This window comes from Halalkalicoccus paucihalophilus (assembly GCF_001593955.1).
GTDB lineage: Archaea > Halobacteriota > Halobacteria > Halobacteriales > Halalkalicoccaceae > Halalkalicoccus > Halalkalicoccus paucihalophilus.
Genome location: NZ_LTAZ01000013.1, coordinates 343,808 through 367,980, shown reverse-complemented (window position 1 = coordinate 367,980; position 24,173 = coordinate 343,808). Strand labels below are relative to the sequence as shown.

Below are 24,173 nucleotides of genomic sequence, written 5' to 3'. Positions count from 1 at the left end.
CTGTTATCCGGACAATACGTCGTCTAAGGGACAAGTTAGTCAATCGTAATGAGCAACTGATCCGATGAGCACTGCTGGTCCGATAACATCAACGATAAGTATCGATTGAAACGACTGGTATATGCTCCCTATACCGCTCAGATCACGTCTCAATAGCGGCTTAGAGCAGATTTAGAATTAGTAGTGATTTGCCCGCCACCGATATGTCCGCAAACAGAGACTGTTTGTAGAGGGACTCTACTGCAGGAATTTCTCGAATAAGTATCGGCTACTGGGAAATAATTCGGTGTCATTTGCCGGCTAATTTCTTGAGCCAATTCGTGGAGAGCGGATTAGAACAGAATTTTTAACCATTATTCTTCATGATACATCAGCCGATACATACTCATTGGAACGGACCGCTGAGAATAATTTTTCAGTACTGTCAAGAAAACGGAGCGTTTATGATTAAAATCCTTGTAATAATAGCAGACCGTAGACGTTTATTGTCTGGGAAGTCTTGTATATGATGATTAGTGGCATTTCGTTGACTGAGCGTAGCATGTATAACTGGAGCGCCTTACTGGTGAGAGTCTCTCTTGGAATTGTGTTTCTCGTCACCGTGGCGGAAAGGTCCTCAATATCGGTCCCAAAGCAGCCGGTATTGACGGATTCGCCGGTTTCCTCGTCAGTCTTGGCGTCCCATTCCCAACGCTCTTTGCATGGGTAGTTTGGCTCGTTGAGCTTGTCGGTGGATTCCTACTGCTTGTCGGTCTGTTCACCCGGTACGCAGCGATTCTGCTCGCCATCGATATGGCAGTGGCGACCTGGATTGTCCACCTTCCAAACGGGTTCGCAGCCGGTACCAACGGGATCGAGTTCACTCTGACTCTCTTCTTGGTTACGACTGCGCTCGTTCTAAGTGGGCCAGGACGCTACGCCCTTGAATACGCGATCTTCAGGCGAAAACTCATGCTTACACCGGCCGAGGAATCGGCAACAGACGGCAATATTAAGGCATAATTCGTCTTCACTCACGTTAATAGTAAGCATTGATTGATAGCGTATGTTTGAATGGTTGTTTTCAGTAAGTAGCTGATAACAATACCTCAGACTAAGTTATTGTAGCGTATTCACAATGACACTTAATCGACGAGCCTTACTCGCAACAGTCGGGGTAACCAGCGTTGCAGGCTGTCTCGGGCAATTAGATCAACTCGAGGACACGGATCCAGACCAATCCGAATCAACTCAGGATGACAACGAGGCAGACGATCAAACAGAAGACACCCATGAAAAACCGGATCCAGAATCATATGATCCACTCTTCGACTTTCATGATCTGACTGCATGGGAATCGAGCGGCGGCGAACTCACAGCTGATCAAACCGAGCGAATAACGGGTGAGCACGCCGCCCGAATTGACGTCAGTGTGACTAAGCCGTGGGCACGAGTCGAGCGTGCAGGCCTTGATCTCGATCTGAGTAATCACCGCCTCAACCTCGTCTGTCAATTGCATCTATCCGACACACAAGGCGAGTCAGTCGATATCGTCGTTGAAGACCACCAAGAACGCCAGCTCAGATTTCGCTCACGAATACATAAAACAGGCGATGATACAACGTTCATGCCGGTCGATCTCGGCGTCCGTGAATGGGAACCAGCGGCGATGCCGGATCTTTCATCGATACGCCGGATTCAGATACAGTCGCGCTTCGGGGAAGACACAAGCGGCTCACTGTGGCTTGACTCGCTCGATGTCGTCGAGTTACCCGAGACGCCGAAGCTCATGATCCAGTGGGACGATGGGTTCGTCTCCCAATATACCGAGGGACTTCCGATCCAACGCAAGTACGACATTCCGTCGAACACGTTCATCAATCCCACAAACGTTGATACGGGAGATGATCGGCTCACCCTCGAACAACTCGAAGAACTGCAGGCAGCTGGCTGGGAGATCAGTAGCCATCTGCTCTATCATGATCACCTTACTGAACTCGACGTCGACGAACAGGAAACCCAAATCCGGGAGTCAAAAGAATGGCTTATCGAGCACGGATTCGAACGGGGAGCGGAGTATTTCGCGTATCCATTTGGTGAGCATGATCAGTCGAGTTACGATCTCATCGGAAAGCACCATTCGCTCGCGATGATTGGGGGCGAGCCGGGATACGGGCTCCCACGCAATTTCCCCGCTCTTGGTCGATCATCGGAACGGACGTTCGAAGCGGCGACTGAGTACGTTGACCTCCTTATTGAGTGGGGTGGATTCGGCGGATTATTCTGGCACGCCATTCCTGGGGAAACGCCGGTTGATGAGTTCGATGCGATCATGAGCTATATTGCGGATCGTCGTGATGCAGGAGAACTCGACGTACTCACCCTCTCGGAATTGGATGAGATAGCGCCTCCTGTGCCAGAGGTCATGCCGTGGTACGCATGAATTGATCTGACGCGATGACGCGACTGTGGCCCATCTTTAAACAGCGAGGGAATCCCGCCCTGAGGCCGAAGGGCGGGAATCGCGTAAGTCCCTCTACGCAACCACCGTATACAGCCGGCCAACTCTCAGACGTTTATAATACACTGCTGCACATATGGGATTGTGATACGGCGTACCGTCGTTGTCAAGTTAGCCGTTCTACAAGAGCGGCGCGACGACCTCCGCGAAACCACCGAGCGGGGGAACCGACCCAAACAGGAGCGATTCTGTTGCCGGAAGTGTGACTACGAGGTTCAGGCGGACTACAACGCGGTCGTCGGATGATATCCGACGGGCAGCAACGTCGTATTGCGACGTTGCGACGGCGAAGAATATCGGAATAAAGCATGTCCGTGCGGGGCAGAAGTCTCCGCATGGACGGGCGAACCGTCAACTCGCCCTAAAGTCGGGAACGGTGAACGTAAGCGACGAGTTTACGTCCGCCGATGTTTCGGCTTGAACGGGAGTTCACCGACAAGCCCCGGCGTACACGCCGGGGTAGTTGACGAGAGCGCTGTGTTCAGAGAAGCATTTCGAAATCCATCCGAAAATACGAAAAAGAGTTGTCCTTCCGGCGTGTCATTCAGTGAGAAATACTGGTTAGATATGCAACAAGCGAACCTGACAATCAATCTTTATCTACGTCGCATGTGACAACGAGTTGTAAGGGAAAATAGTCCCCTGAGGCCGATACACCATGAGCTACGAGATACCTGAACCGGAGACCGACCGGGAATCGACTGAATCGACCGACCCAGAGGATATGATGACTGAGGGCATCAGCCATTTGCCTGGCTACGAGCTACTCCAAGAACAATTCTCCTCACCACCGTCCGACCAAGAGCCGTCAAAAGACCTGCTGTTCGACCTCCTTCGCAATCGCCGACGTCGGTATGTGTTGCAGTATCTTGAGACACACTCGGGAGTCGTGAGACTGAGTGATCTTGCAGACGCGCTCGCAGAGTGGGAGCTGGAGGATGAGGACGCCTATGTGACCCACAGAGACCGAAAGCGCGCGTACGTCTCGCTCTATCAGACGCACCTCCCGAAACTCGATGACGCAAATATCATCGACTACAATCAACCGAGGGGCACGATCGAACTCGGGCCAGACTATCAGTATGTGCAGGAGTATCTCCACCACTCGCACGCGGGGACGTTGCTCTGGGATCGGCTCTATCTGAGTGGTGGGTTTGTAACCATCAGCGCTCTGGGGCTTGCCCAGTTTACTGCCTTTCCGTTCGCTGCTGTGCCTGATGTGGCGTGGTTCATACTGGTTCTGTTTGTGTTTGGATCGATTGTCTGTGCCCACTCGATTGCTGCTCAGTCTACCTAACTATCCATTGACTTCCTCCTGCACCTACAGACATGGGACTCTCATCATGGAATTTCGAGCTGATAGCCTCTGTCCTCTGGTTGCAAGACGGTTTTCCGTCATCGCTGTCGGAATACTGTTCAAAATTCCCTGGAATTTTACTGATCTAGTCCTCGCATACACTGTATTCAGAGAATAACTACGTGGTAGGGACGCTATGGTACTAGTGAAATAGCGTTCATCTCACAGGAACGAGAGTGGTCACGACTGAATCCATCAGCCTCTCACCAAGCCATGGATAGTGATGAAGCGATTAGTTGTCTTCTCCACCAATCGTATCGCAAGCAATTGGTAGAGACAGTCCAAAAAGCCCTTCAGAATGGGTATGCTGGAATCGATATTCAATGCCTCATTCACCAATCGGGTCGGGGGGTCGAACTGATCCTCTGGCAAGCACACTATTGGGACTCAGAGCCAATCGACGTTGGTGAAGAGTGGTTCGAACGGTATGATTTTCGCTTCTATGATCGAGAAACGCTGTGTGAGAGACTTTCACGAGGAGAGTTGCCAGCTGCGGATATAAGAGGCCAACTCAAGACTGAGCGTTGACATCCTCCACATCGTAAACGACGTGGAATCTCGACTGCCGTTGGGATAATAATCTCAGGGACGTAGCCGCAAATCGTTGGCACAAATACTTATAGCCGTAGCATAGGTAGCTATAATTATTGCATCAATCGACACAAGAACGATCGCACTCAGTAAACGCGCGTACGATCTGTTAGCCGATCACTTCAATCGTTTTGATGATGTTGCTGTCCACGAGTATTGACATCTCCCGTATCGCAGCGGTCTCTAGACACGTCTGGCGTATCTTTAAGCCTCAACTAATTTGACGGAGCTACTTATCTATGACTTCTGAGCGACGGTCATAGATGCAGTTTCAGTCCATCTCAATGGGAGCTCCTCCGACTCACTCGACAGTGAAGGAAGTACGCCGGTCTCGATGTGAGCAATGGTTCGTACTGGTACTCTTCGTGTTTGGATCGATTGTCCGTGCTCACTCGATTGCTGCTCGTTTCATCCAGCTATCAAACACGGAACTACCGAATTAACCGATAGTGCTACGGAGATTCATCAAGAACTGTCTTTTCCACTGAGAGTTGATTAGGCTGTTTCGGATTTGGTATAGAGCGTAATCTGTTCACGTCGTGTACTCCGCTTACCCTCATAATCCTCAGTTTCGTTGAGATAGATCTCGTGATAGCCATCACTAATCACATCTCCATCATCGTTAAGAATATACCAGTATGCACCGAGACGACTAATCGGTGTGCCATCCTGCAAGTGTGCTGTTTCGTGCCAGCGTGTGGGATTTGGCATCCTCGATTCGACAGTAGATGTCGAGCGAGTAGGAGAGACGGTCTCTTTCCGATCTTCGTGGGTGCTCATTCCAATAAGATCATTAGCACGTTATATAGTTATAGTATTCATACATAACAATCTCTGGAGCGACTATACTCTTTGAAGTGTATGGGTGATATGTGTGGATCACTAATATAGATGTGAAACAGATAGAAACAAGTGTATTTTTATAGTAATTGTTATTTGCATAAAACGAACCGGTCCCGCTGGGTGTCATTTAGCGTTGTTGGGAAGCGTAGATCGAGGACGCCTAAAAGGAATTCACAGAGTATACCAACCACCTATACATTCTATCGCCAATACGTTGGTATACCAAGTTAATGTAAGGTATTAGACCATAGTCATATACGAATCGGGCTCGGAGGGGGTATACGGACCAGATGAGAAGGTCACACTGGTATCGAGGGATACCCGCCCGCGACACGGACAGAGATCGATCAGCCTGGCACTCAAACAGCCCATCCAGACCATACCAGACCGCATCATGGACGATTTTGAAACAGTAGCTGAAACGGTCACCACAGAGGAAGCGTTCACTACTGTACTGCAGAAACTCGTGCAGCCAGCCCACGAAAACGAGGGTGACATCGAAGGAAGATGGGAGTGTCGGACCACAACCGACGATTCCGACTGGGAGATCATGATTCTCGAACTCGCGAAAAAAGACGCGGGACGCTGATGACGGGGTAGGTAACATATGAGTGTGATTGCTGAAATCCAGGTCGAGGGTGATTTCGTGCTCAGTGAGTTGCTCGCGGAGCTGCCGGATGTGCCGATCCAACTCGAACGGGTGATTCCGGCTGGGGAGCGAACGGTGCCCCTGATCTGGATCCATACGGACGAGCCCGAACCAGTCGAACAGCGCCTTCGTGAGCATCGATTGATCGAGTCGATCACCCAACTGGACGTCTTCGAGGATCGGGCGTTGTATCGCATCGAGTGGGCCGAAGAGCCCGATAGTATCTTCACTGAGATCCAATCCCAGCGGGCGGATCTCCTCGATGCGGTTGGGATAGGCAGCACGTGGACGTTCGAACTTCGGTTTCCGAGCCATGAGGCGCTTTCAGAGTTTCACGCTCATTGTAAAGAGGCAGGCCTCCCGCTATCACTCAATCGTACCTATCGGCCCAGCAGCGCTGAATCACCGACTCGCTATGGGTTGACGGATATTCAGTACGATACACTCCTTGTCGCGCTTGAGGAGGGCTACTTTACGGTTCCGCGTGAGATAACCTCCAAGGAGTTAGGGACGCAACTGGGGGTGTCGGATCAGGCGGTGACCGAGCGGATCCGACGTGGGACCACGAATATCCTGTCTCACATTCTCGTCTCACCAGAGGACGACTGAGCGAGCAGGTGCACTATCAGTGAGGTCGGGTACCGAGCCACGAGAACTCACTGTTGCAGATGTACTTATGACGGCACTGACAATCCGGGTCGCCTCGGAAATTCTCTTAGGTGAAGATCTCGGCCGTGAGCGGGCAGCACAGTTCCACGAGTGGATGCATATTGCGGGCATCGAATTCGAGTTCTCACCGTCGACTGTCCGTCTGAACTGGCTTCCACAACGGATCTCCCCGGAGTTCAAGCAAGCAGCTGAAGGCATTCGCAACTTGAGCGAGGAAATAATCGAGCAACGACGGGCCAAACTAGCAACTACGGACGAGGACCAACCTCCGCGAGATATGCTTGCGCTCTTGTTACGCGCTGAAGCGGATCCGGCGGTCACGTACCCGGAGACTCAGATCCGTGATGAGGTCGCCACATTCCTTATCGCGGGACACGAGACGACTGCGCTCAGCCTGACCTATACACTCGGTTTGCTTGCTCGATCCCCGGCGATTCGAGATCGCGTTCGAACCGAGGCAGACAGTGCGCTTGGTACTGAACAACCACGGTATGACCATCTCACGGATCTTTCGTATACTCGCCGTGTATATCGGGAGGGGCTACGATTGTATCCACCAGTGTGGGCGGTGTTCCGCCAAGCAAGTGAGAAAGTCAAGCTAGGCGACTACGTAGTAGAGAAGGGATCTGCAGTGATCCTTCCGCAGTGGTCTGTTCATCGGGACAAACGGTACTTCGACGATCCACGAAAGTTCGATCCGTCGCGATGGGAACGACGATCACCGAATGCCGTGAGCGCGTATTTCCCGTTCAGTACGGGACCTCATTCGTGTATTGGCTCGCAGTTTGCCCTCTCGGGAGCGACGCTCTCGCTCGCTCGCCTGACACAGGAATTCGATATCGAGGTGGTTGCTCAGGAGCTCCGGAATTTACGACCAACGCCGACGCTTCGCCCTGTTAAGGGTGTTATGACCACGATCGAACCACTCAGCTGAGTAGAGAGTGATTGTTCGGCTTGATTCGTTTAGAACAGCTGGGTGTAGACAGCTGAGGCAGAACAGACGGTTTTCTCAGAAATATAGAAGAACTATATGGCCTATCAAGAGAGAAGTAGCTATGACGAATCGTCTCGATCGGCCGGGTGTCGATCTCGTCCTTGGATTCGGCGAGCGAAACACGCCGCGCCCATGTGCGACCGATGATTGTGAGCATGATGCCGACTATTACGTGCTGACTGATGACGTACTCTCGGAGTACGTCTGCGAAGACCACCTTGAGGAGACTATTGAGCGAGCACAGGCCTGAATGCAACCACCAGTTGTTTAGAAGTATTCGTGATACAGAGCAAAGTCAAACAATACCGCATCACAGGACTAATCACAACGGGAATGACCGTAACAGCTACGTTCCTTGAGTAAGTCTGTACAATAGGAGGGTGTGTGATATCTTAACATATGACACACACTAAAATGGTATCAGTCAAACCGTTGAAACCGATTGGAAAAGCGATCAAGACAGTTGGTACAGTCATGTCGTCTGTTACCAAAGCAGTGCGGCGCGATGAACGCCGACAGGATCGAGACAACCAGCGAGACAGGAGACGGCGGAACAACCGGCGAGAGAGAGGGCGACAGGACAACCAAAGGGACAGCAGCAGACGACGGGACGAGACACCACCGCCACGACGGCGAGATCACCGAACAGACGACCGCCAGCGGGAGCGAAATGAGCGCGACCGGACACGGGTTCGTAGCCGCAGGGGGAACGGGGCGAAGCGAGACGAAAGCAAGTGAGGGCAACGCTAGATCTCTCCTTGAGGTCGGCTACATTATTCTATAGGCCCTACCCAAAGAGCCACCACTTTGTTTGAGCCCATGCCGGCGCATCTTGGTACTCTCGCTGACCGTCGGTGGAGCAAAATCGAGGAGATTCTTGAGCGAGCACGAGCCTGCTCTCTTTTTGTTCAATACCGGCGGTCCTGTTTGCCCTAGCACTTCGTTTAGCTGCAGCAATCAATAACCACTGAACGGTCAGTGGCCGGTTGCTTTTCCATTCTTGATTGCCGTTGCACTCAGACAATTCGGACAGCCATAGAGCGTTCCGTCATTACCAGCGAATACGCGGTGGAAATCGGCGGTCACGTGCTGGCCACACTCATCGCATTGGGGCATATTCATTCAACCATGTAGCATGGTTATCAACTTTCGGCCTGCATCGTGGACGACTATACGTGAGAGACACGATAGTAGGGCACCGGAACACTGAGTCGTGAGGGTAATCCTCAAAGCCTTTTCAAGGTTGCCTAGCGTTATCTAGTAACATGACATCACACACGCCACTGCTATCTACTGTTCTTGATGCAGTTGATGAGCTTGCTCCACCCGGAACACCACTCACAACGCCAGAAATAGCCGAGCAGTTTGAGTGTTCTACTCATACGATCTACGACAAACTCGACAGACTCGCCGAGGACGGTCGGCTGAATACGAAAAACGTCGGCACGGACAGTCGTGTCTGGTGGCAATCCCCTCCTACTCAAAAACAGACGAGCGAATCGAGTCGAAAACTGGTCTTACTGAAAACAACAATTCCGAGCGGGCGGATGACGATCGCAAAGACGCCGCCGCACGAGCCACTGAAGCGACATTTCGACAATTATTTGAACACGTTCCGGAGCTGTATCTCATTGTCGAGCCTGATGACTACGAAATTGTCGCAGTGAGCGAGGCGTATCTAGAAGCGACAATGACCGAACGTGCAGAGATAATCGGTGACACTCTGTTTGAAGTCTTCCCTGCCGATCCTGAGAATCCGGATCCAGAGGGGGTTCCGCGATTACGTAAATCGCTTGATCGAGTGCGATCGACGGGGAAAGCAGATGTAATGCCGATAACCTATTATCCAATCCCTGATCGTGAATCTGAGGACAGCGAGTTCGAAGAACGCTGGTGGAGTCCAACGAACTCCCCGGTGTTCAACGAAGCCGGTGGGATCGATTACATCATTCACCGCGTCGAGGATGTGACGTCCATCGTCCGCCAGTTGCAGGCAGATGGAGAGGATGAGCTGCTCTCACGGCTCGATACATGCGATTCGCACCTTGCTACGGACGTTATGCTGCGCGGTCGGGAACTCCATCGGGCAAAAGAACAAGCACGCGAACGGCTGCGAGAGTCAGAACGGAAATACCGAACGCTGTTCGAATCGATCGACGAAGGATTTTGTATCATCGAGAAAGTCGAGACGGATTCAGACGACCCAATCGATTTTCGCTATGTTGAAGCAAATCCTGCATTCACCGAGCAATCCGGCGTCGACAATGTAGTTGGAAAGACGATGCGAGAAGCGATTCCCGATATCTCTGAAGAGTGGTTCGACGTTTACAATACCGTTTTGCAGACTGGTGAAGCAGTCCGCTTCGAACGCGAATTTTCATCTGAGGGTCGGATTTTAGAGTTGTACGCGTTCCACATTGGAGAGCGGAATAGCAAACAAGTTGGAGTGATTTTCACAGATATCACTGAGCGAAAGGAAACTGAAAAAGCACTGCGTAGAAGTGAAGAACGCTACCGGACGCTGTTCGAATCGATCGACGAAGGGTTTTGTATCGTTGAGATGCTGTTCGATGAGAACAAGGACCCGGTTGATTACCGGATTATCGAGGCTAATCCAGCCTTCGAAGTACTGACTGGACTTGAGAATGCCGAGGGGAAGACTGTCAATGAGCTCGGGGCAAATATCGGACAAGAGTGGTATGAACGGTACGGCAATGTTGCTCTCAGTGGTGAGTCGATCCGGTTTGAACAATACGTCGAAGACTGGGACTGCTGGTTCGATGTGTACGCGTTCCGTCTTGGAGACCCACAAGAGCGCAAAGTCGCGATCCTATTCAACGATATCACGAACCAGAGAGAGCTGCAGACGGCTCTCGAACGGCTGAATACCATCAGTCGTGAGCTCATGAACGCCGGAACACAAGAGATCAGCACCCGATCGGTCGACATCGCACGGGATGTACTTGACACTGAGTATGCTGCACTATGGCGCTACGACGAGACAACTGGTGAGTTCCGACACGGTACTAGCCACACGGATCCAGACATAGAGGAGATTTCAAGTGAGCTATTAGAGGGGTTGTCAGAGCAGGCGTGGCAAGCGTTCATCGACAATGAGATCAACGTTGAAAATGGCGATTCATTCACTGGGGGTCCCTCCTCGGAATCATCGCTACAACAGTATATACTGGTTCCACTGTCGAGACATGGTGTTCTCTGTATTGGCTCTGCTCAGGCAGAACCGTTTGATGACTCAACAATCGGTCTCGCTGGAGCGCTTGGGTCGACTATCGAAGCAGCGTGGGATCGGGCGAAAGGTGAACAGCAGCTCGCCCAACAAAACGAAGAATTAGCCCGTCTCAATCGCCTCAATAGTCTCATTCGAGAAATCGATCAAGCATTAGTGCAGGCCGACAGTGTAGAAGAGATCGATCGTGCGGTCTGTGAGCGGTTAGCTGAGTCCGATCAGTACCAATTCGCTTGGATCGGCGAGCACGATTCGGCCACAAACACGATTACACCACGGGAATGGGTCGGCGTTGATAGTGGCTATGTTGAAGAACTGAAGACGACGATTGACGAGACCACGACTACTCGAAACCCAATCACTACTGCGATACGTACTCACGATACACAGGTCGTACCCGATCTTGCTACAGAAACGGAGTTTGCTCCCGCACGGACGGCGACGCTCGAACGGGGTGCACGCTCATGTATTAGTGTCCCGTTGGTGTATGAAGAATCCCTGTATGGAGTCTTATCAGTCTATGCTACACAGCCCCAATCCGACGAACGAAATCATGCTGTCCTAACTGAACTCGGTCAGACGATCGGACATGCGATCAACGCTGTTGAGACTCGAGCAACGCTCCACACCGATCGAGTCGTTGAACTTACGCTTCAATGTCGAGAGCCGACTACACCGCTTTGTCGCCTCGCAGAGCGACTGGGGTGTACGGTCACCCTCGAGGGGCTTGTTCACCGCTCAGAAGGGGAGCCGGACGTCTTTTTCACCGTGAAGGGTAGTTCACCGGAAACGGTTCGTGCTGCCAGTACGCAGTCCGTTGCTATTGAAGAACTACGATGTATCGACGAGCGTGATACCGGATCCTTGTTTAGATTGCGATCATCCGAGCCAACACTTTCGTCCATGCTCACCAAACAGGGTGCAGTCATCCGAACGCTCACCATCGAAGAAGGAGTAACAACAGTTGTCGTAGATATCTCCGATATGGCCGCTGTCCGCGAATTTTATTGAGCGGATTGAACAGAACGTTCCGAACATAGAGTTACGTGGACGTAAAACCCGTGAGCGCCCGCTCAAAACGCAACGAACGTTTCGAACGGTCTGCGGAGAGCGCTTAACTGAGAAACAAGAGGCAGTTCTCCAGACGGCATACCTGAGTGGGTATTTCGAATCGCCGCGGGTTCAAACAGGTCGGGAAGTCGCGGCCTCATTAGATGTTTCCCAACCGACATTCACGCATCATCTGCGAGCGGCCCAACGAAAAATCTGTGAGGTATTGTTTGATGCGTCTACGACCAGTGCTGCATAGGCTCCTACGGATTCTACGGGCTGTTACCTAAATGGTAAAGGGGCTGTTTGGGGTCGATTTCCTATGCTAGCACTAACTGGTTTCCAGCCATAGCCCCTAAGGACGAATGCGGATGAACATCCTCGTCTCCGCTTTGGCTCATGAGCAAGCGGAGAAGGGCGGGGAGTTATAGGTGCCTCTGACAGCCCTACTCGACTCCTCCCGCCACTAAGGGGAAATTTTGGCGCTATTTATGAATTACCTCGCTGTGCTCAAACCTAGCCTTGTGCAACAGTATGCCGATCATGAAGGTTGTTGCACAAGGTAGTAGCTGACGGATCATACCGTGGTGGGGTGGGATTCCGAAGGTCAACCAGCAAAACCGGTTCTACTACCCACACTACTACTGTACTATTCTAGATTTGTTCGTCGTTGTTACTAGTACGGCCGTGCTTTCGTGGTTCGCTCTCGCGGACTATGCTCTGTGTTGTTGTCCCGTTGTTAGGACATCACGCTCTCTGTAGAGGGTTGCTCCTTAGTCCGATTACAACAATCGTGATACCGATCGGCTGCATTCTCGTCGACCACGATGAGCTTCTCGCGAGGATGTTTCGTCTGCTCGACCTCGTCTGTCCCGTGTTTTCCTTAACGTAGAATCGCCTGTCTCTCCCACATGGTAGAAACGCTAAGCTACTTGCCCTCCTACATCGCATATGACTGTGGGAATTGACAACATCCAGTTTTTGGCCACGTCGGTCCACCGCGTCGGCGTCCTCGAAATGTTGCACGACGGACCGACCGACCGTCAAGACCTGTGTGAGGCCACCGGCGCCTCCTCACCGACCATCGGACGGGTGCTCACCGACTTCCAAGAGCGGAGGTGGCTTGTACGGGACGGCCCAAGGTACGGGCTGACTCCTCTTGGCGAGTACGTCGCCGACCAATTCCTGACTCTGCGGGACGCGATGAAAATCGAGGAGAAGCTCCGCGACGTCTGGCAGTGGTTGCCCGTCGAGATGCCGGGCTTCTCCGTCGATCTCTTCGCCGACGCGGTAGTCTCCTATCCTGGACCAGGGTACCCCTACGAGCCTGTCGAGCGTCTCGGCCAACTCATCGCGTCTACCTCGTCATTGCGCGGGTTCGACAACATCGTTTACAAATCAAGCAATCTCGAGACGGCCTGCGGCGCGGTCCTTGAGGGAATGACGTTCGAATATGTGTTCACGCCTGAGGCTCTGGAGGGGATGGTTGCCTGGAACCCAGATCGGATCATGGAGGTCACCGCCTGCGAGAACGCGACCGTTCTCGTCCACGACCACCTCCCCGACGGTGACCGCTGCGGTCTCGGCATCGTGGACGACCGGGTCGGTATCTGCTGCCATGACGTTGAGACCGGGGCGCTCGTGGCGGTTATCGACACCAACGCCCCGGAAGCCCGTGACTGGGCCATCTCGGTCTTCGAGCAGGTTCGCGTGGAGGCGACGCCAGTCGATCCCGACACCTTTGAGTCCCGCGTGCCCTCGTAATTAGGGACGACGACCACTGCCGTCGAACTGCCAAATCGGTCAGCCAAGAGCTGTTGACGTAGCAGTCACCTGGTCTATCTGAGATTTCAGGGCATGAAATCTTGCACGCGGCATCATCACGTTCCTCCAACGCGTACACTTACCGAGAAACGAAGACATGATCGAACGACATGACACCGTCGTCATCGGTGGCGGCCAGGCCGGACTGGCGACCGGGTACTACCTGCAGCAGCACGACCAGGACTTCATCATCCTTGATGCGAGCGACCGCGTCGGTGACGCATGGCGGGCACGCTGGGATTCTCTCCAAGTGTTCACTCCTGCCCGTTACTCGAGCCTACCGGGGATGGATATTCCGGGCTCACCGTACGCTTTCCCCACGAAAGACGAGGTGGCCGATTACCTGGAGACCTACGCCCAGCGGTTCGACCTGCCCGTCGAACTCGGCGTCCGCGTGGACGGGCTGGAACGGAGCGGCAATGGCTTTCTGGTCACCGCGGGCAACCGGCGGATAGAGACGGACAACGTCGTGGTGGCGATGGCGAGTTACCAGGTCCCGACGGTCCCGGATTTCGCAGCGGAACTCTCCAATGACATCGTCCAGCTGCACTCGATCGACTACCGTAACCCCGATCAGCTTCAGGACGGGGACGTGCTCGTCGTTGGGGCGGGCAACTCCGGTGCCGAGATCGCACTCGACGTCGCCGACGGACATGAAACGTGGCTGTCGGGCCGGGACGTCGGCCACGTGCCGTTCCACATCGACTCGTGGGTCGGCCGTTACCTCGGGGTTCCGTTCGTGATGCGCGTGCTCTTCCACCGAATCCTCACTACGGGGACGCTGATCGGGCGCCGTCTCCGCCCGAAGGTGCTCTCACAGGGCGGCCCGCTAGTGCGCACGAAACCAAGTGACCTGGCCGCGGCCGGCGTTGAGCGGGTGCCTCGCATGACCGGTGTCCGCGACGGTCGCCCCGTCGTCGGGGATGACGACGTTCTCAACGTCGAGAATGTCATCTGGTGCACTGGCTTCCATCCTGACTTTTCGTGGATAGACCTCCCAATCTTCGACGGAAAGGAACAACCCAAGGAGCCTGTCCACGTGCGCGGCGTCGTTCCGGACGAGCCGGGACTGTACTTCGTCGGCTTATTCTTTCTGTATGCGATGACGTCGGGGCTGTTCACCGGCGTCGGCAGGGATGCGAAGTATGTGGTCGACCACCTGACGTCGACAGCGCGACAGCAGCCGCCTCGTCGAAACTACACCGAATCGGTAGCCGGACTCCCACAACAGTCGTAGTTGAGTTTGGCGTCGGCTGTATCGAGTGTTTCTGGCAGATCGAGGTCTGCGTGTCGCTGGTACTGTGGTTGGGTCTTGTTCACAGCGATGGATTGCTCGCCAGTTCAGTAAACAGCTCACCTGTCACACCACCGTCCTCATAGCCTGGGTGATTTAAGCACCAGAAATCACTTATCGGGGAAGTCAGTGATACAGGCGGCTACGTTCGGACGAGTCTGATGACTACTTCGAGATGGTGCTAGAGAATACGACGAGTTAGCCCATTGAATCGATGAAGAACAAGAAAGAGAGCACTAGACGGACCTTCTGTCTTCATCACACCGTGGTGAGATGGTTCCGAAGATAGAACCGACGAAACCGTTTCTACTCCCTCTACTACTACTATAACGGGAGGAGGCTGCTCGGAGTTGTGACTAGGAGAGGAGGGCGTACCCGGAATAGTCGTCGTCGACTGTTCGCCTTCGTATTGTCCCATTGTTAGGATATTACGCTCTCTGCAGGGGCTTGCTCCTTGGTTCGATTACAACAATCGTGATACCGATCGGCTGCTTCTGAATCACCGACAACGAGCTTCCTCCCACGTCGTTTCGTCTGCTCGACGCCGTCTTTCCCCAGCTTTGCGAGTAAGTCCACGATACAAGCTACAGTTCGTATGTGGGGCTTCATTCCTCCGTCGGCGGTATGACTCCACGATCGGTCCACTGTCGAGTACGAGTCCAGTCGGCTCTTTCGCAGCGTAATCGCAGGCAATGAAGGAAGTGCGGTTCTGATTTGTCGTGAATTCGCGATCAGCGACGGCTCGAAGAAACGAACGCCCCCGGTCCCTCGTGGCTACCGTTCTAGCGATAGGGTCTCGATCCGGGTTCTGTCGTTTGGATTCGGAGCACGATCGATGAAGCTCTCATGCCCACGCCTGGATTCAGCGTCACTCCTCCTGAACGTCTATAAGATCGAGTCGCGGTGCGAATCCCTCGTACATGCCGTCACTGGAAACGATGGTATCGCCTGCAGATTCCACGAGATGGAGCGCCTCAAAGGGAGTGAATCCGTGATCTTCGACGTATGTTGCCGCGGCGACGACGGTCTCTACGTCGCCCTGTACTTCGAGGAGGGAGGTAGCATTCGCAATGACTCGTTCAGTGTTCCGTCCCTCGCGATACGCGACTAAGAGCAATTCAATGAGTGTGAACTGGGACGTCCATAGCTCGTCTCGATGCTCTCGATATACTTTCTCAGCAGCATCGCCCAGCCAGTCGTCGTCTTTGATAAGGGCAAGGAGGAAATCCACCTCGGCGTACATTTAGCTGCCGGCCTCGTCAAGGGCTGTTTCCCGCGCCTCATCACGGAGTTCGGTAGCTGACTTTTCGACGTCCGCGAACTCGTCACGAAGTGCCTCGAGCGGATTGTCCGCGACTGGGACGAGTTTAATTCCGTCGTGCAGTTCAACGATATGATAGTGCTCCCCATATCGCTCCCGAATCTCCTTTGGGAGCGTAAGACGACCACGTTCGTCAAGCCTCGTGTTTGACATACACTACTCTATGGTGGGAACAATCAAAAGATTCCCCTGAATAGTAGCTTTACCCACTGATAGGCTTTCGACTTTGCGCTTCGGTTATAAGCAAGTAGATACGGGCGCTGGAGTAGTCGACGACGTATCGGCCACCCTATTGTACCTGCGCTTATGTTCACGAGCAAAGGCTAGCTCACGCATCTGACTAGCGTAGAGGCCGTAGATATAAAACGGCGGACGTGGCTCGCCCGTGAACAGCTCAGATGGGGCACAAGCCCAGCAGGCACCTTCTCAGCGTACTCCTGCACGTCCTGTAGAATGAAGCGGACGCGGTGCTGGTTAGCCGTGAGTGTGCAATCGACAACGTGTCCTCTGTAATAAAGGCCTGCGTGGGACAGCATATATATTAAAGAGGGACGGAGATAACAGTCCATCCGTGTGTTATCGTGTGTCATCCATTGGCGATAGCGCACATGAGATGGGTAGAGTCCCACTCTAGGATGAGTCCACCTGCTGCGTATGTCATGGGCACTGTGGACTCACTCCTCCCCCACACGAGACGAGAGCGATACCGGCCTACACATGTTCAATATGAATCTCGCCCTAGAGACGTATCAGCGACGTTCTATGCCAGAAAAACTATGAACAGCGTGTCTGGCCTTGTGCAACAAATCCCGTCAAGCAAGAGACGATGTTGCACAAGGCGTTGTCTGACTAATCACACCGTGGTGTGATATACTTCCGAAGGTAGAACCAGCAAAATCGTTTCTACTCCCTCCACTACTACTACATCAGGGTAAGGTTGTTCGGAGTTGGTACTAGGAGCGGAGGGCGTGTCCAGGGTGGTTGGTTCGAACTCTGCTCCTTGTTGTTGTCCCGTTGTTAGGACATCACGCTTCCTGCGGGGGCGTGCTCGATATCCCGATCACAACGATCGTGATAGCGGTCGGCTGCTTTCTCCTCAACCACCACGAGTTTCTTCCCGCGTCGTTTCGTCTGTTCGACCTCGTCCTTCCCCAGCTTTGAGAGGAAGTTCATGACACGGGCCACAGTTTGCGTGTGGGGCTTCGAGCCTTCAGACGCGGTGATGACCTTCGTGATCGTCTGGCTATCGAGCACGAGCCCAGCAGGCGCCTTCTCGGCGTAATCGAGTACGTCACGGGCGATGAAGCGAGCGCGCTTCTGGTTGGTCGTAAGCTCCTGGTCGGCGACGTGCTCGGGGAGCGCACAGATCCGTTCTAATGGTGTTTCCGCGATCGTGGTCTGGGAGCCGTTCTCCTCGGGGTCGATAGTCTCCGTGGGTGTCTCCTGAAGTGTTGTTTCGAGTTCGTCGGTCTGGTCTTCGACGTCGGTGATCCGCCCGCGAACGTCCGCGAACTCCGAGCCGGCAAAGCGCTTGTACTCGGTGAGCTCCGCTTCCAGTTCCTCAATGCGCTCGTCCTTGCGTTCGACTTCAGCTTCAAGCTGCTCGACGCGGTCGGTGAGCGCTTCGAGTTGCTCATAGACGGACTCAAGGGTTGGGTCGTTGGTTGTCGCGGACTGATCAGTGGCGGTGCTTTCGGTCGTTGTAGTGTCGCTCATTGGTAACAGAATTGTGGTGAGACGATCGGGCCCGTCTCGTGGCTGGCAAGTGTTTCGACGGCGTAGCTCAGCGGCGCAACTCCACGCAGGACTCGGGGTGTTACAGGCGGGGCTCTCGGTGGGCGTACAGTGCTGGCGCTGTGCGAAAGCCCGCCCATTGTGGCGCGGGTTACTCCTGGCGCTGGTGGAGCTGTGTGCGAACGCCCGGGCTTGTGGCGCGTTGGGTCTGGGTCTGGGTGATCGCGGGGTCGCCGTCGGGATCGGTCTGCTCGGCGGCGTCGGTCGGATCACCCGTACACGCCCGGACGTGTTGAGGCCACGCGCTCATCCCGATCTCGGTATTGCAGTGCGGACAGGGTTTGGTGGCTTGTTCGCCCTGGCGGGCGATCTGGCAGTTCCCACACTGGCGGGCCGTACTCGCCTCGGCTTCTGTGAGTGGGACCGGCGTGTACTGGGCGGTACTGTTGCAGTTGCACAGTGGCTGGCCCTCGCCGTCGTCGATGTGATAGACGGCGCTTGCGGGGTTCTGAATGTGGGTATCCCGGAGGAGTGCTGTCGGGGGTTCTTCGTTGTGGGCTTCGGCCGTACCTTCGCTGGGGGCGCTTGCGTCGAGCGTGTGGATCTCGCCGAGTGTCTGGAACTCGCTCTGGGTACGGACGTTGAGCGTTCGGGTGAGCTGTGATTGGAGGAGGTGTTCGCTCAGGCCCCGCGTTGGACTGGTGAGGTTTTCGGGGGTGCACTCACGGCAGTAGATGCGTTCGATCGCGAAGGTGGGGGCGTCCTCTTTGCGGGCGGCATAGATCGTGACCTGTTCGCCTTCGCGCAGGGTTCGGTTGCAGGCGGTGCAGTCGGGGTTGGTTTCCGAGAGTCGCGCGCCGGCGAACAGTTGGGTACTGTCGGTGGAGATTTCGGTCAGCATCGGTCGGCCACCTCGCAGTGTTCGGCGTGGAAGGTCTCGCGGTGGAGGTCTTGCTCACGGATGAATTCGCGTTGGCAGGCCTCACAGCGCCAGTAGGTGGTGGCGTTGGCGACCGTTGGGGGTTCGTGGTGGGGACCGGTGATGCGGTGCGTCCGTTCGGAGGCGATACTGTTTTCTGGGGTAGAGTTGCTAGTGCTCATTGCTTCTGTCACCACAGGAGCACGGGTTCGGTGTGCCATCACCGAGCCATTTCAATTTCTATGGCTCCCCTTGTGCTCCTATTTGCGTATATGCAATACTGTCACTTAGGAGTTTTCCTATACGCAAAACTTTGCCTGTGGGCAAAGTAGTATAGGGTAGTATCCGACACTACCATTTGCATGTGCGCGAATACTCAATATCAGATGGCACGAACACGCGGCCTCCTCACGGAAAACGACCGACGTGTACTCGCTGGTGAAAAAGGGTCAGAAAACCGCCGTCAACAAGTTATTTGGGAAATCAGAAGTCGAATACGGGACGAAATACCACAGGATATTGAGTATCTTTCCGAGTACGAACCAAAACTTCTTGACGAATTACAAGAAACAGTCTGTGAAGATTAAGATAATGGCCAATCAATTCTCTTTCTGAGATCTTATTTGCGAGCAAGAATTTCAAGCAAGAGGTCGCAGTGATCGTCGAGAGCACGGAGTACCAGATCTAGAACGCAGCGGATCCCGCGGCAGCTATCCTAAACCTCAAGACGCGCCAGGTGGCCTCAAGCGCGTTCCAGAAGTGGTGTACGACGTATGCCGGAAAGATCGTTGAGGTGAGCGATGAGGGCCATCATACGCTGCGAATCGACACGGTCCTTTCCCGGCTCAAAAGTTCGCTGAATCCACGTATCCAAGACATACTTCAAGAAGCAATCGACGCGTGGCGCAAAGACGGTCGTGACCACTTGATCTGCTGAACGCGACCGTGAAGTGGCGAACTGGTCCCTCTCAGATTGCTAAATCCGACAGTGCCCGACGCATTGAGGCATAGTAAATTGGGTAGGTATCCGGACTCTGCAGTTACCAAAAATACAAGAGAAAATACCCCGCCTCGCCATCGTTGGGTTCCCATCCGATCTACTCAAAATAGGGCTCAAATCTGATCCTTAACTTTCATACTTTCTCTGATGCCCATTATGGCGTATTATAACAATAATGTCAGATAAGAACATTTACTTATTAAACTTCCAGCAATAATTGATCCGCAAAAAGACGAGTAACTTATTCTATGGAGTCACCCGTTTCAGTCCTCATTTTTAAGTTGCTTAACAGCGCGCTCTCCTTCCTTAGTTGGCACAATGAGTTTGTCTTCGTTTCTGGTATAGAATTCTTTTAGATTAGCAATGAGATACTGGTAAACTTCCGATCCGGAATTGTAATCCCATGCCTCCGCAAGTTCGCTGTTCTTCGTCGGCGCGAATTCAACTAGTTGTGCCAGACGCTGTAAGTCCTTCTTAGTGAGGTCCACAGTCTGATTATCCTTTGGAACCTCTGACTCATCCTTCTTTAGTAGATCTCCTTTGATCGATTCACTAGAAGTAAGCTCACCAACGGGACCTTGGGCATTAAGCGCAGGCATCGGATATGGACTTTCGGCAGCCCCCGATGTCATTATATTTAACTGATTTATATATTGCTTAGCGTGCTTCTCTATTGTACCCGTCCTCTGGTCATTGTAGGAGAGGATCACTGTCTTTTTCGTACGGGGGTGGAGGTAGAAGCCTGCATAGTGAGGATGTTGAGGTCCGGGAAAGAGGAGGTGCCGACAGGGAGGCATATCACGGATTGAGTCGCTGTTAAGGAGCACTACGCTTGTCCCGATCACATCCTCCGGCACACTATCCTGCGATAGTGCCTCTCGGAGCATATGAACCCAGCTCTTCCTCGGACAGAAGATTCCCAAGCGAAACCCGTTCTCTACAGCGTCCAATACTTCGTCACGAATGCGTTCAAACATCGGATTCCTATCCCTAAGACTAATTTCAACTTTTCTCAGAGCCCTCAGGGCCCCAAATATGGATGCCGGCGCTCGGAGGTCCTCTATCTGTCCTCCGTACGTTTCAAGATCTTCAAGTATTCCGTCGGTGGTTTCGGGCAGGTAACGTTCGCCTTCAGCGTACTGCTGGCGGATCCACTCATTGTACAGATAGGTCGATACAGGTAGTCTCTTAAAGAACATCTCTCTTGAGTATATTTTGTATGCTGCTTGTTCTACATTATTATCAAGTAAATCAGTGAAGTGTTTTGTGACCATCTTAAACCAACGGGAAAGATCATCTCCTTCAACGGGTTGGACTTCTATTCTTGGTTCCCGAAGTAGTCCGAGCGTGTCGGTTATACTCGGTGGAAACGGACTTCCCTCTGAGCCTGAAGCGTAGTGCTCTCCATTCGTCCCGATGGTTGTTCTCCCGACTTGAGGAGTGTATCCATTACAGGCCTCTTTAATGTCACTAGAATTCGGGATGACCTTGTCTTCCTCTAAGAAACTCGGTGGAGCGTATCGCGGTACACCATCACCCTCGTTCTTCGTGTACAGACTAGCTATTGAGACTATCGGCGTGTTCGGAAACCGCTCTCGCAGCTTGGTGATCGTCTCTTTATTAACTCCTGTCTTCCTAGATGTATAGTCCACGGTGATCACGGAAAGATCACTCACGGCGGAAAGTTCGTCTATCTTCTTCGTGAGCACAAGCCGCCGATTAAGCAGAGATTCGGATGACGTTTTCAGCTCGCCGTTGGAAACGTAGCTGTGAGCGAACACCTGATCTAAGGGGACTGCCGTTCTGGTTTCCCCTTCGTTAACTGCTAGTCCATATCCACGGTATGTGTCTCGTACCTCCCCTTTCTGGCCCCAGTGGACCGAGGTCCCCGACGTGAGGAGAGCAACGTTTGACCGCGGCTCTGCGTTATACAGGAGTTCTATCACTGCGCGAAGGGGAAAATCTGGATCAAATCCCGGATTGAGTATTGAGACGGATTCTCTCTCTCTAATTAGACGAACCATTTCAGGGAGAACAGTCCGCTCCAGCCGACCAAGGGGGACTTTCCTCCAACGGCCGTCTGACATCAGACGCTTCAAACCGAGATCCGCTTTGTCGGACGCCACGAAGGCGGACGGGTAGTCAATTCTCGTAGCTTTCGCGTGATTGGCTCCGAACTTCTGCCTCTCCGCCTCATTAACTTGAGCGATGGCGATCTCTCCTGAACGTGCCTCGGGGATCTTAATCTGGTATCCTCCCGTGACTAACTTCGGATCTCCCTTAAACTGGCCATTTCTCACAATACCGACAACGTAGTCTCCCTTCCCCAGATTCGGACTGTCCATTGAGAGTCTCGCTTGGGTTTTTGAAGTCGATATTGTATCATGTGGTGGGTCTCTCTCGGGGCGATACCGGGGATCAACTACCCTCCCTTCGTTTTGATCCCACATTTCAACTAGCAACTCTTTGCCCGCAGCTTCTGGAGGTAGAAGTCCAAGATGTAGGTCTTCACCGTTTTCTCGTTTATGGACAGATTCTCCGTTATTGAAGATCCGATCAATTGAAACACGTGAGGTGGGGAGCCCTTTTTGAGTCATGTTCGCCCACCGTTAACCCGGATATCGGTAGAGCAATTGTCGGCCAAGCTTATCTCTTGGAGAAAGAGCGCCTGGCTGATGTTCTGCACCAAATGCAGCCGTATCAAGGGATCCACGATAGACGCTACCATCTATCAAAGACATTATCTGCTTAACAGACAAATTCTTACCGGCTAGGTTGTCTCAGTAGTTCAGTTGTTAGCAGGCGTTTTACTAGTGGCGAGTTCGGCATCCATGTGAGATAGAATCGATTCGCCGACAACCTCTGCCAAACGGGGCGGTACGGCGTTCCCGATCAACTGTCCAAGATTCTTTACACCGACATCATCCCAGTTTTGGTAGAAGTCGTAATCTTCCGGAAACGTTTGGAGAAGTGCTCCTTCAAGTATTGAGAGTGCCCTGTTCTGGTCAGTATCGTAGTGCCCGAAGCGCCCGCTGCCGTAATTGTAGAACTGCGTCGTGATTGTTGGTGCTGGCTCATCTGGTTTCATCCTACTGTACGGCGCTTTGTAGGATCGTCCGCTATCTCGCTTGTGGCAATCGGCGAGTAGGTGGTCTAATCCACATTCTTCCCAGATGCGCCAGTCCTCTCCTGGTTCCATGTTTCGAATCCGCTCCAGGTTCTTCTTGGAGAGCTTTCGGGAGCGGTGTAATCCGTGGGCATCATGAACTTCGCCCGCCACAATTGGGGGTAAGTGTCCGATGGTTTCTCTCACCGCCGGATACTCCTTTTCATCCGTGTAGAACGGATCTGGGAGGCGAATTGGGCCTTTCTGGGATGCCAAGAGCACCCACCGTTTTCGCTTCTGGGGAATACCGTATTCCGGACAGTATACGTTCTTGTTTTCGTCACTGTTAACGAAGTACCCCATCTCTTCTAGCGTCTCAACAAAGTCCTTGTAAACTTCGTCATGCCTGACTTGCAATACGTTCTCGGTCATGACGACGTCAGGTTCTACGTACTCTACAATTTTCCGTAGATCGTCTAACAACCCCCACTTTTCGTGGTCAGTTGTATTTTTTGATTTCGAGTGTCCCATCGTAGAATACGGTTGACATGGGGCACAGGCTGTGATAACGTTAAGATCACTGTTCCAAGGAAACAATCGAGCGATACGTTCGGGATTCTGAGACAGAGGTCGAATATCTGTTCGCCTGAACGAACTATTTGTGTTCTGTTCGTACGGATATTTGCTTTTCGGATTAATGTCGATACCCGTGCTGACGGAGATTCCCGCTTTTTCCAAACCATGAGTGAGACCGCCGGCACCACAGAATAAATCAACGGCAGTGACGTCCATGCTGGTCGTCTTTATTCTAACGATATATATAACGTGGTCTGATTCGACACCTATTACCAGATCATATACAAGATCGCAAAACACCTCTACGGAAACACTGATATAATTCGATCGGTGTTCTATACTTATCGTCTATATGCTCGACGTGATGGCGAACTCATGACCTGTGGTCCAGAGAGTCGGTAACCGAGAACTGCCGATTTGAATGCCACTATCGCCGTCTGTATAGTAGAAATCAGAACATACCAAAATGGAAGAAAGAAGACTAACCGAACAATGAATA

21 protein-coding genes are annotated in these 24,173 nt (G+C 52.9%); 13 read left to right on the top strand and 8 right to left on the bottom strand.

The annotated features are described in order from the left end of the window. The first annotated feature begins 549 nt into the window (after positions 1-549). The 9 genes from HAPAU_RS16945 (at position 550) to HAPAU_RS16900 (ending at position 8,387) form a co-directional block, all read left to right on the top strand. Positions 550-1,002 carry a DoxX family protein gene (locus HAPAU_RS16945; RefSeq protein WP_066385122.1) on the top strand — a complete coding sequence of 151 codons (453 nt, stop codon included), beginning with the start codon at positions 550-552 and terminating at the stop codon, positions 1,000-1,002. A 115-nt stretch (positions 1,003-1,117) separates the two neighbouring features. After that, on the top strand, positions 1,118-2,422 hold the full coding sequence (locus HAPAU_RS20330; RefSeq protein ID WP_084383851.1) for a polysaccharide deacetylase family protein: 1,305 nt from the start codon (positions 1,118-1,120) through the stop codon (positions 2,420-2,422). Positions 2,423-2,584: 162 nt separating this feature from the next. Beyond that, positions 2,585-2,746, top strand: coding sequence for a hypothetical protein (locus tag HAPAU_RS22055; RefSeq protein ID WP_211263614.1), 162 nt, complete (start codon positions 2,585-2,587; stop codon positions 2,744-2,746). Positions 2,747-3,158: 412 nt separating this feature from the next. Next, the gene (locus HAPAU_RS16930; protein ID WP_066385115.1) at positions 3,159-3,797 is read left to right on the top strand and encodes a DUF7344 domain-containing protein; all 639 of its coding nucleotides are present in this window, start codon (positions 3,159-3,161) and stop codon (positions 3,795-3,797) included. 1,888 nt (positions 3,798-5,685) lie between these two features. After that, positions 5,686-5,880: a hypothetical protein gene (locus tag HAPAU_RS16920; protein ID WP_066385112.1), complete on the top strand. Its 195-nt coding sequence runs from the start codon at positions 5,686-5,688 to the stop codon at positions 5,878-5,880. A gap of 18 nt (positions 5,881-5,898) precedes the next feature. Continuing rightward, a complete protein-coding gene (locus HAPAU_RS16915; RefSeq protein ID WP_066385110.1) occupies positions 5,899-6,549 on the top strand; it encodes a helix-turn-helix domain-containing protein in 651 nt (216 codons plus the stop codon). A 67-nt stretch (positions 6,550-6,616) separates the two neighbouring features. Continuing rightward, the gene (locus HAPAU_RS16910; RefSeq protein ID WP_066385108.1) at positions 6,617-7,543 is read left to right on the top strand and encodes a cytochrome P450; all 927 of its coding nucleotides are present in this window, start codon (positions 6,617-6,619) and stop codon (positions 7,541-7,543) included. A 121-nt stretch (positions 7,544-7,664) separates the two neighbouring features. Continuing rightward, on the top strand, positions 7,665-7,853 hold the full coding sequence (locus tag HAPAU_RS16905) for a hypothetical protein (protein WP_066385107.1): 189 nt from the start codon (positions 7,665-7,667) through the stop codon (positions 7,851-7,853). Between the two features lie 255 nt (positions 7,854-8,108). After that, positions 8,109-8,387 carry a hypothetical protein gene (locus HAPAU_RS16900; RefSeq protein ID WP_066385104.1) on the top strand — a complete coding sequence of 93 codons (279 nt, stop codon included), beginning with the start codon at positions 8,109-8,111 and terminating at the stop codon, positions 8,385-8,387. A gap of 191 nt (positions 8,388-8,578) precedes the next feature. On the opposite strand, the gene HAPAU_RS23315 is transcribed toward HAPAU_RS16900, so the two are convergent. Next, entirely contained in the window at positions 8,579-8,719 is a 141-nt protein-coding gene (locus tag HAPAU_RS23315) for a DUF7563 family protein (protein WP_449267240.1), read from the bottom strand. A gap of 346 nt (positions 8,720-9,065) precedes the next feature. Between HAPAU_RS23315 and HAPAU_RS22480 the strand changes: the two genes are divergently transcribed. From HAPAU_RS22480 to HAPAU_RS16885, 4 genes are all read left to right on the top strand, one after another. Then, a complete protein-coding gene (locus HAPAU_RS22480) occupies positions 9,066-11,861 on the top strand; it encodes a bacterio-opsin activator domain-containing protein (protein WP_245634201.1) in 2,796 nt (931 codons plus the stop codon). Beyond that, positions 11,824-12,159, top strand: a complete 336-nt coding sequence (locus HAPAU_RS23085) for a helix-turn-helix domain-containing protein (RefSeq protein WP_368085903.1) — start codon at positions 11,824-11,826, stop codon at positions 12,157-12,159. The genes HAPAU_RS22480 and HAPAU_RS23085 overlap by 38 nt, the downstream gene beginning before the upstream one ends. A gap of 692 nt (positions 12,160-12,851) precedes the next feature. After that, complete coding sequence (locus HAPAU_RS16890; protein ID WP_066385103.1) at positions 12,852-13,664, top strand: helix-turn-helix transcriptional regulator; 813 nt, start codon at positions 12,852-12,854, stop codon at positions 13,662-13,664. A gap of 157 nt (positions 13,665-13,821) precedes the next feature. Beyond that, entirely contained in the window at positions 13,822-14,961 is a 1,140-nt protein-coding gene (locus HAPAU_RS16885) for a flavin-containing monooxygenase (RefSeq protein WP_066385101.1), read from the top strand. Positions 14,962-15,886: 925 nt separating this feature from the next. On the opposite strand, the gene HAPAU_RS16880 is transcribed toward HAPAU_RS16885, so the two are convergent. The 7 genes from HAPAU_RS16880 to HAPAU_RS16845 all read right to left on the bottom strand — a co-directional run bounded on the left by HAPAU_RS16880 (position 15,887) and on the right by HAPAU_RS16845 (position 23,890). Continuing rightward, positions 15,887-16,261: a hypothetical protein gene (locus tag HAPAU_RS16880; protein ID WP_066385099.1), complete on the bottom strand. Its 375-nt coding sequence runs from the start codon at positions 16,259-16,261 to the stop codon at positions 15,887-15,889. Then, on the bottom strand, positions 16,262-16,492 hold the full coding sequence (locus HAPAU_RS16875; RefSeq protein ID WP_066385096.1) for an AbrB/MazE/SpoVT family DNA-binding domain-containing protein: 231 nt from the start codon (positions 16,490-16,492) through the stop codon (positions 16,262-16,264). 864 nt (positions 16,493-17,356) lie between these two features. Further along, complete coding sequence (locus HAPAU_RS20310; RefSeq protein WP_211263613.1) at positions 17,357-18,055, bottom strand: hypothetical protein; 699 nt, start codon at positions 18,053-18,055, stop codon at positions 17,357-17,359. 169 nt (positions 18,056-18,224) lie between these two features. Next, the gene (locus tag HAPAU_RS16865) at positions 18,225-18,974 is read right to left on the bottom strand and encodes a hypothetical protein (RefSeq protein WP_066385094.1); all 750 of its coding nucleotides are present in this window, start codon (positions 18,972-18,974) and stop codon (positions 18,225-18,227) included. Then, positions 18,968-19,174, bottom strand: a complete 207-nt coding sequence (locus HAPAU_RS16860; RefSeq protein ID WP_066385092.1) for a hypothetical protein — start codon at positions 19,172-19,174, stop codon at positions 18,968-18,970. The genes HAPAU_RS16865 and HAPAU_RS16860 overlap by 7 nt, the downstream gene beginning before the upstream one ends. Before the next feature lie 1,081 nt (positions 19,175-20,255). Then, positions 20,256-22,589, bottom strand: a complete 2,334-nt coding sequence (locus HAPAU_RS16850) for a DUF5797 family protein (protein ID WP_157078527.1) — start codon at positions 22,587-22,589, stop codon at positions 20,256-20,258. Positions 22,590-22,780: 191 nt separating this feature from the next. Beyond that, positions 22,781-23,890 (bottom strand): DNA cytosine methyltransferase, encoded by a 1,110-nt coding sequence (locus HAPAU_RS16845; protein WP_066385223.1) that lies wholly within the window; start codon positions 23,888-23,890, stop codon positions 22,781-22,783. Between the last annotated feature and the right edge of the window lie 283 nt (positions 23,891-24,173).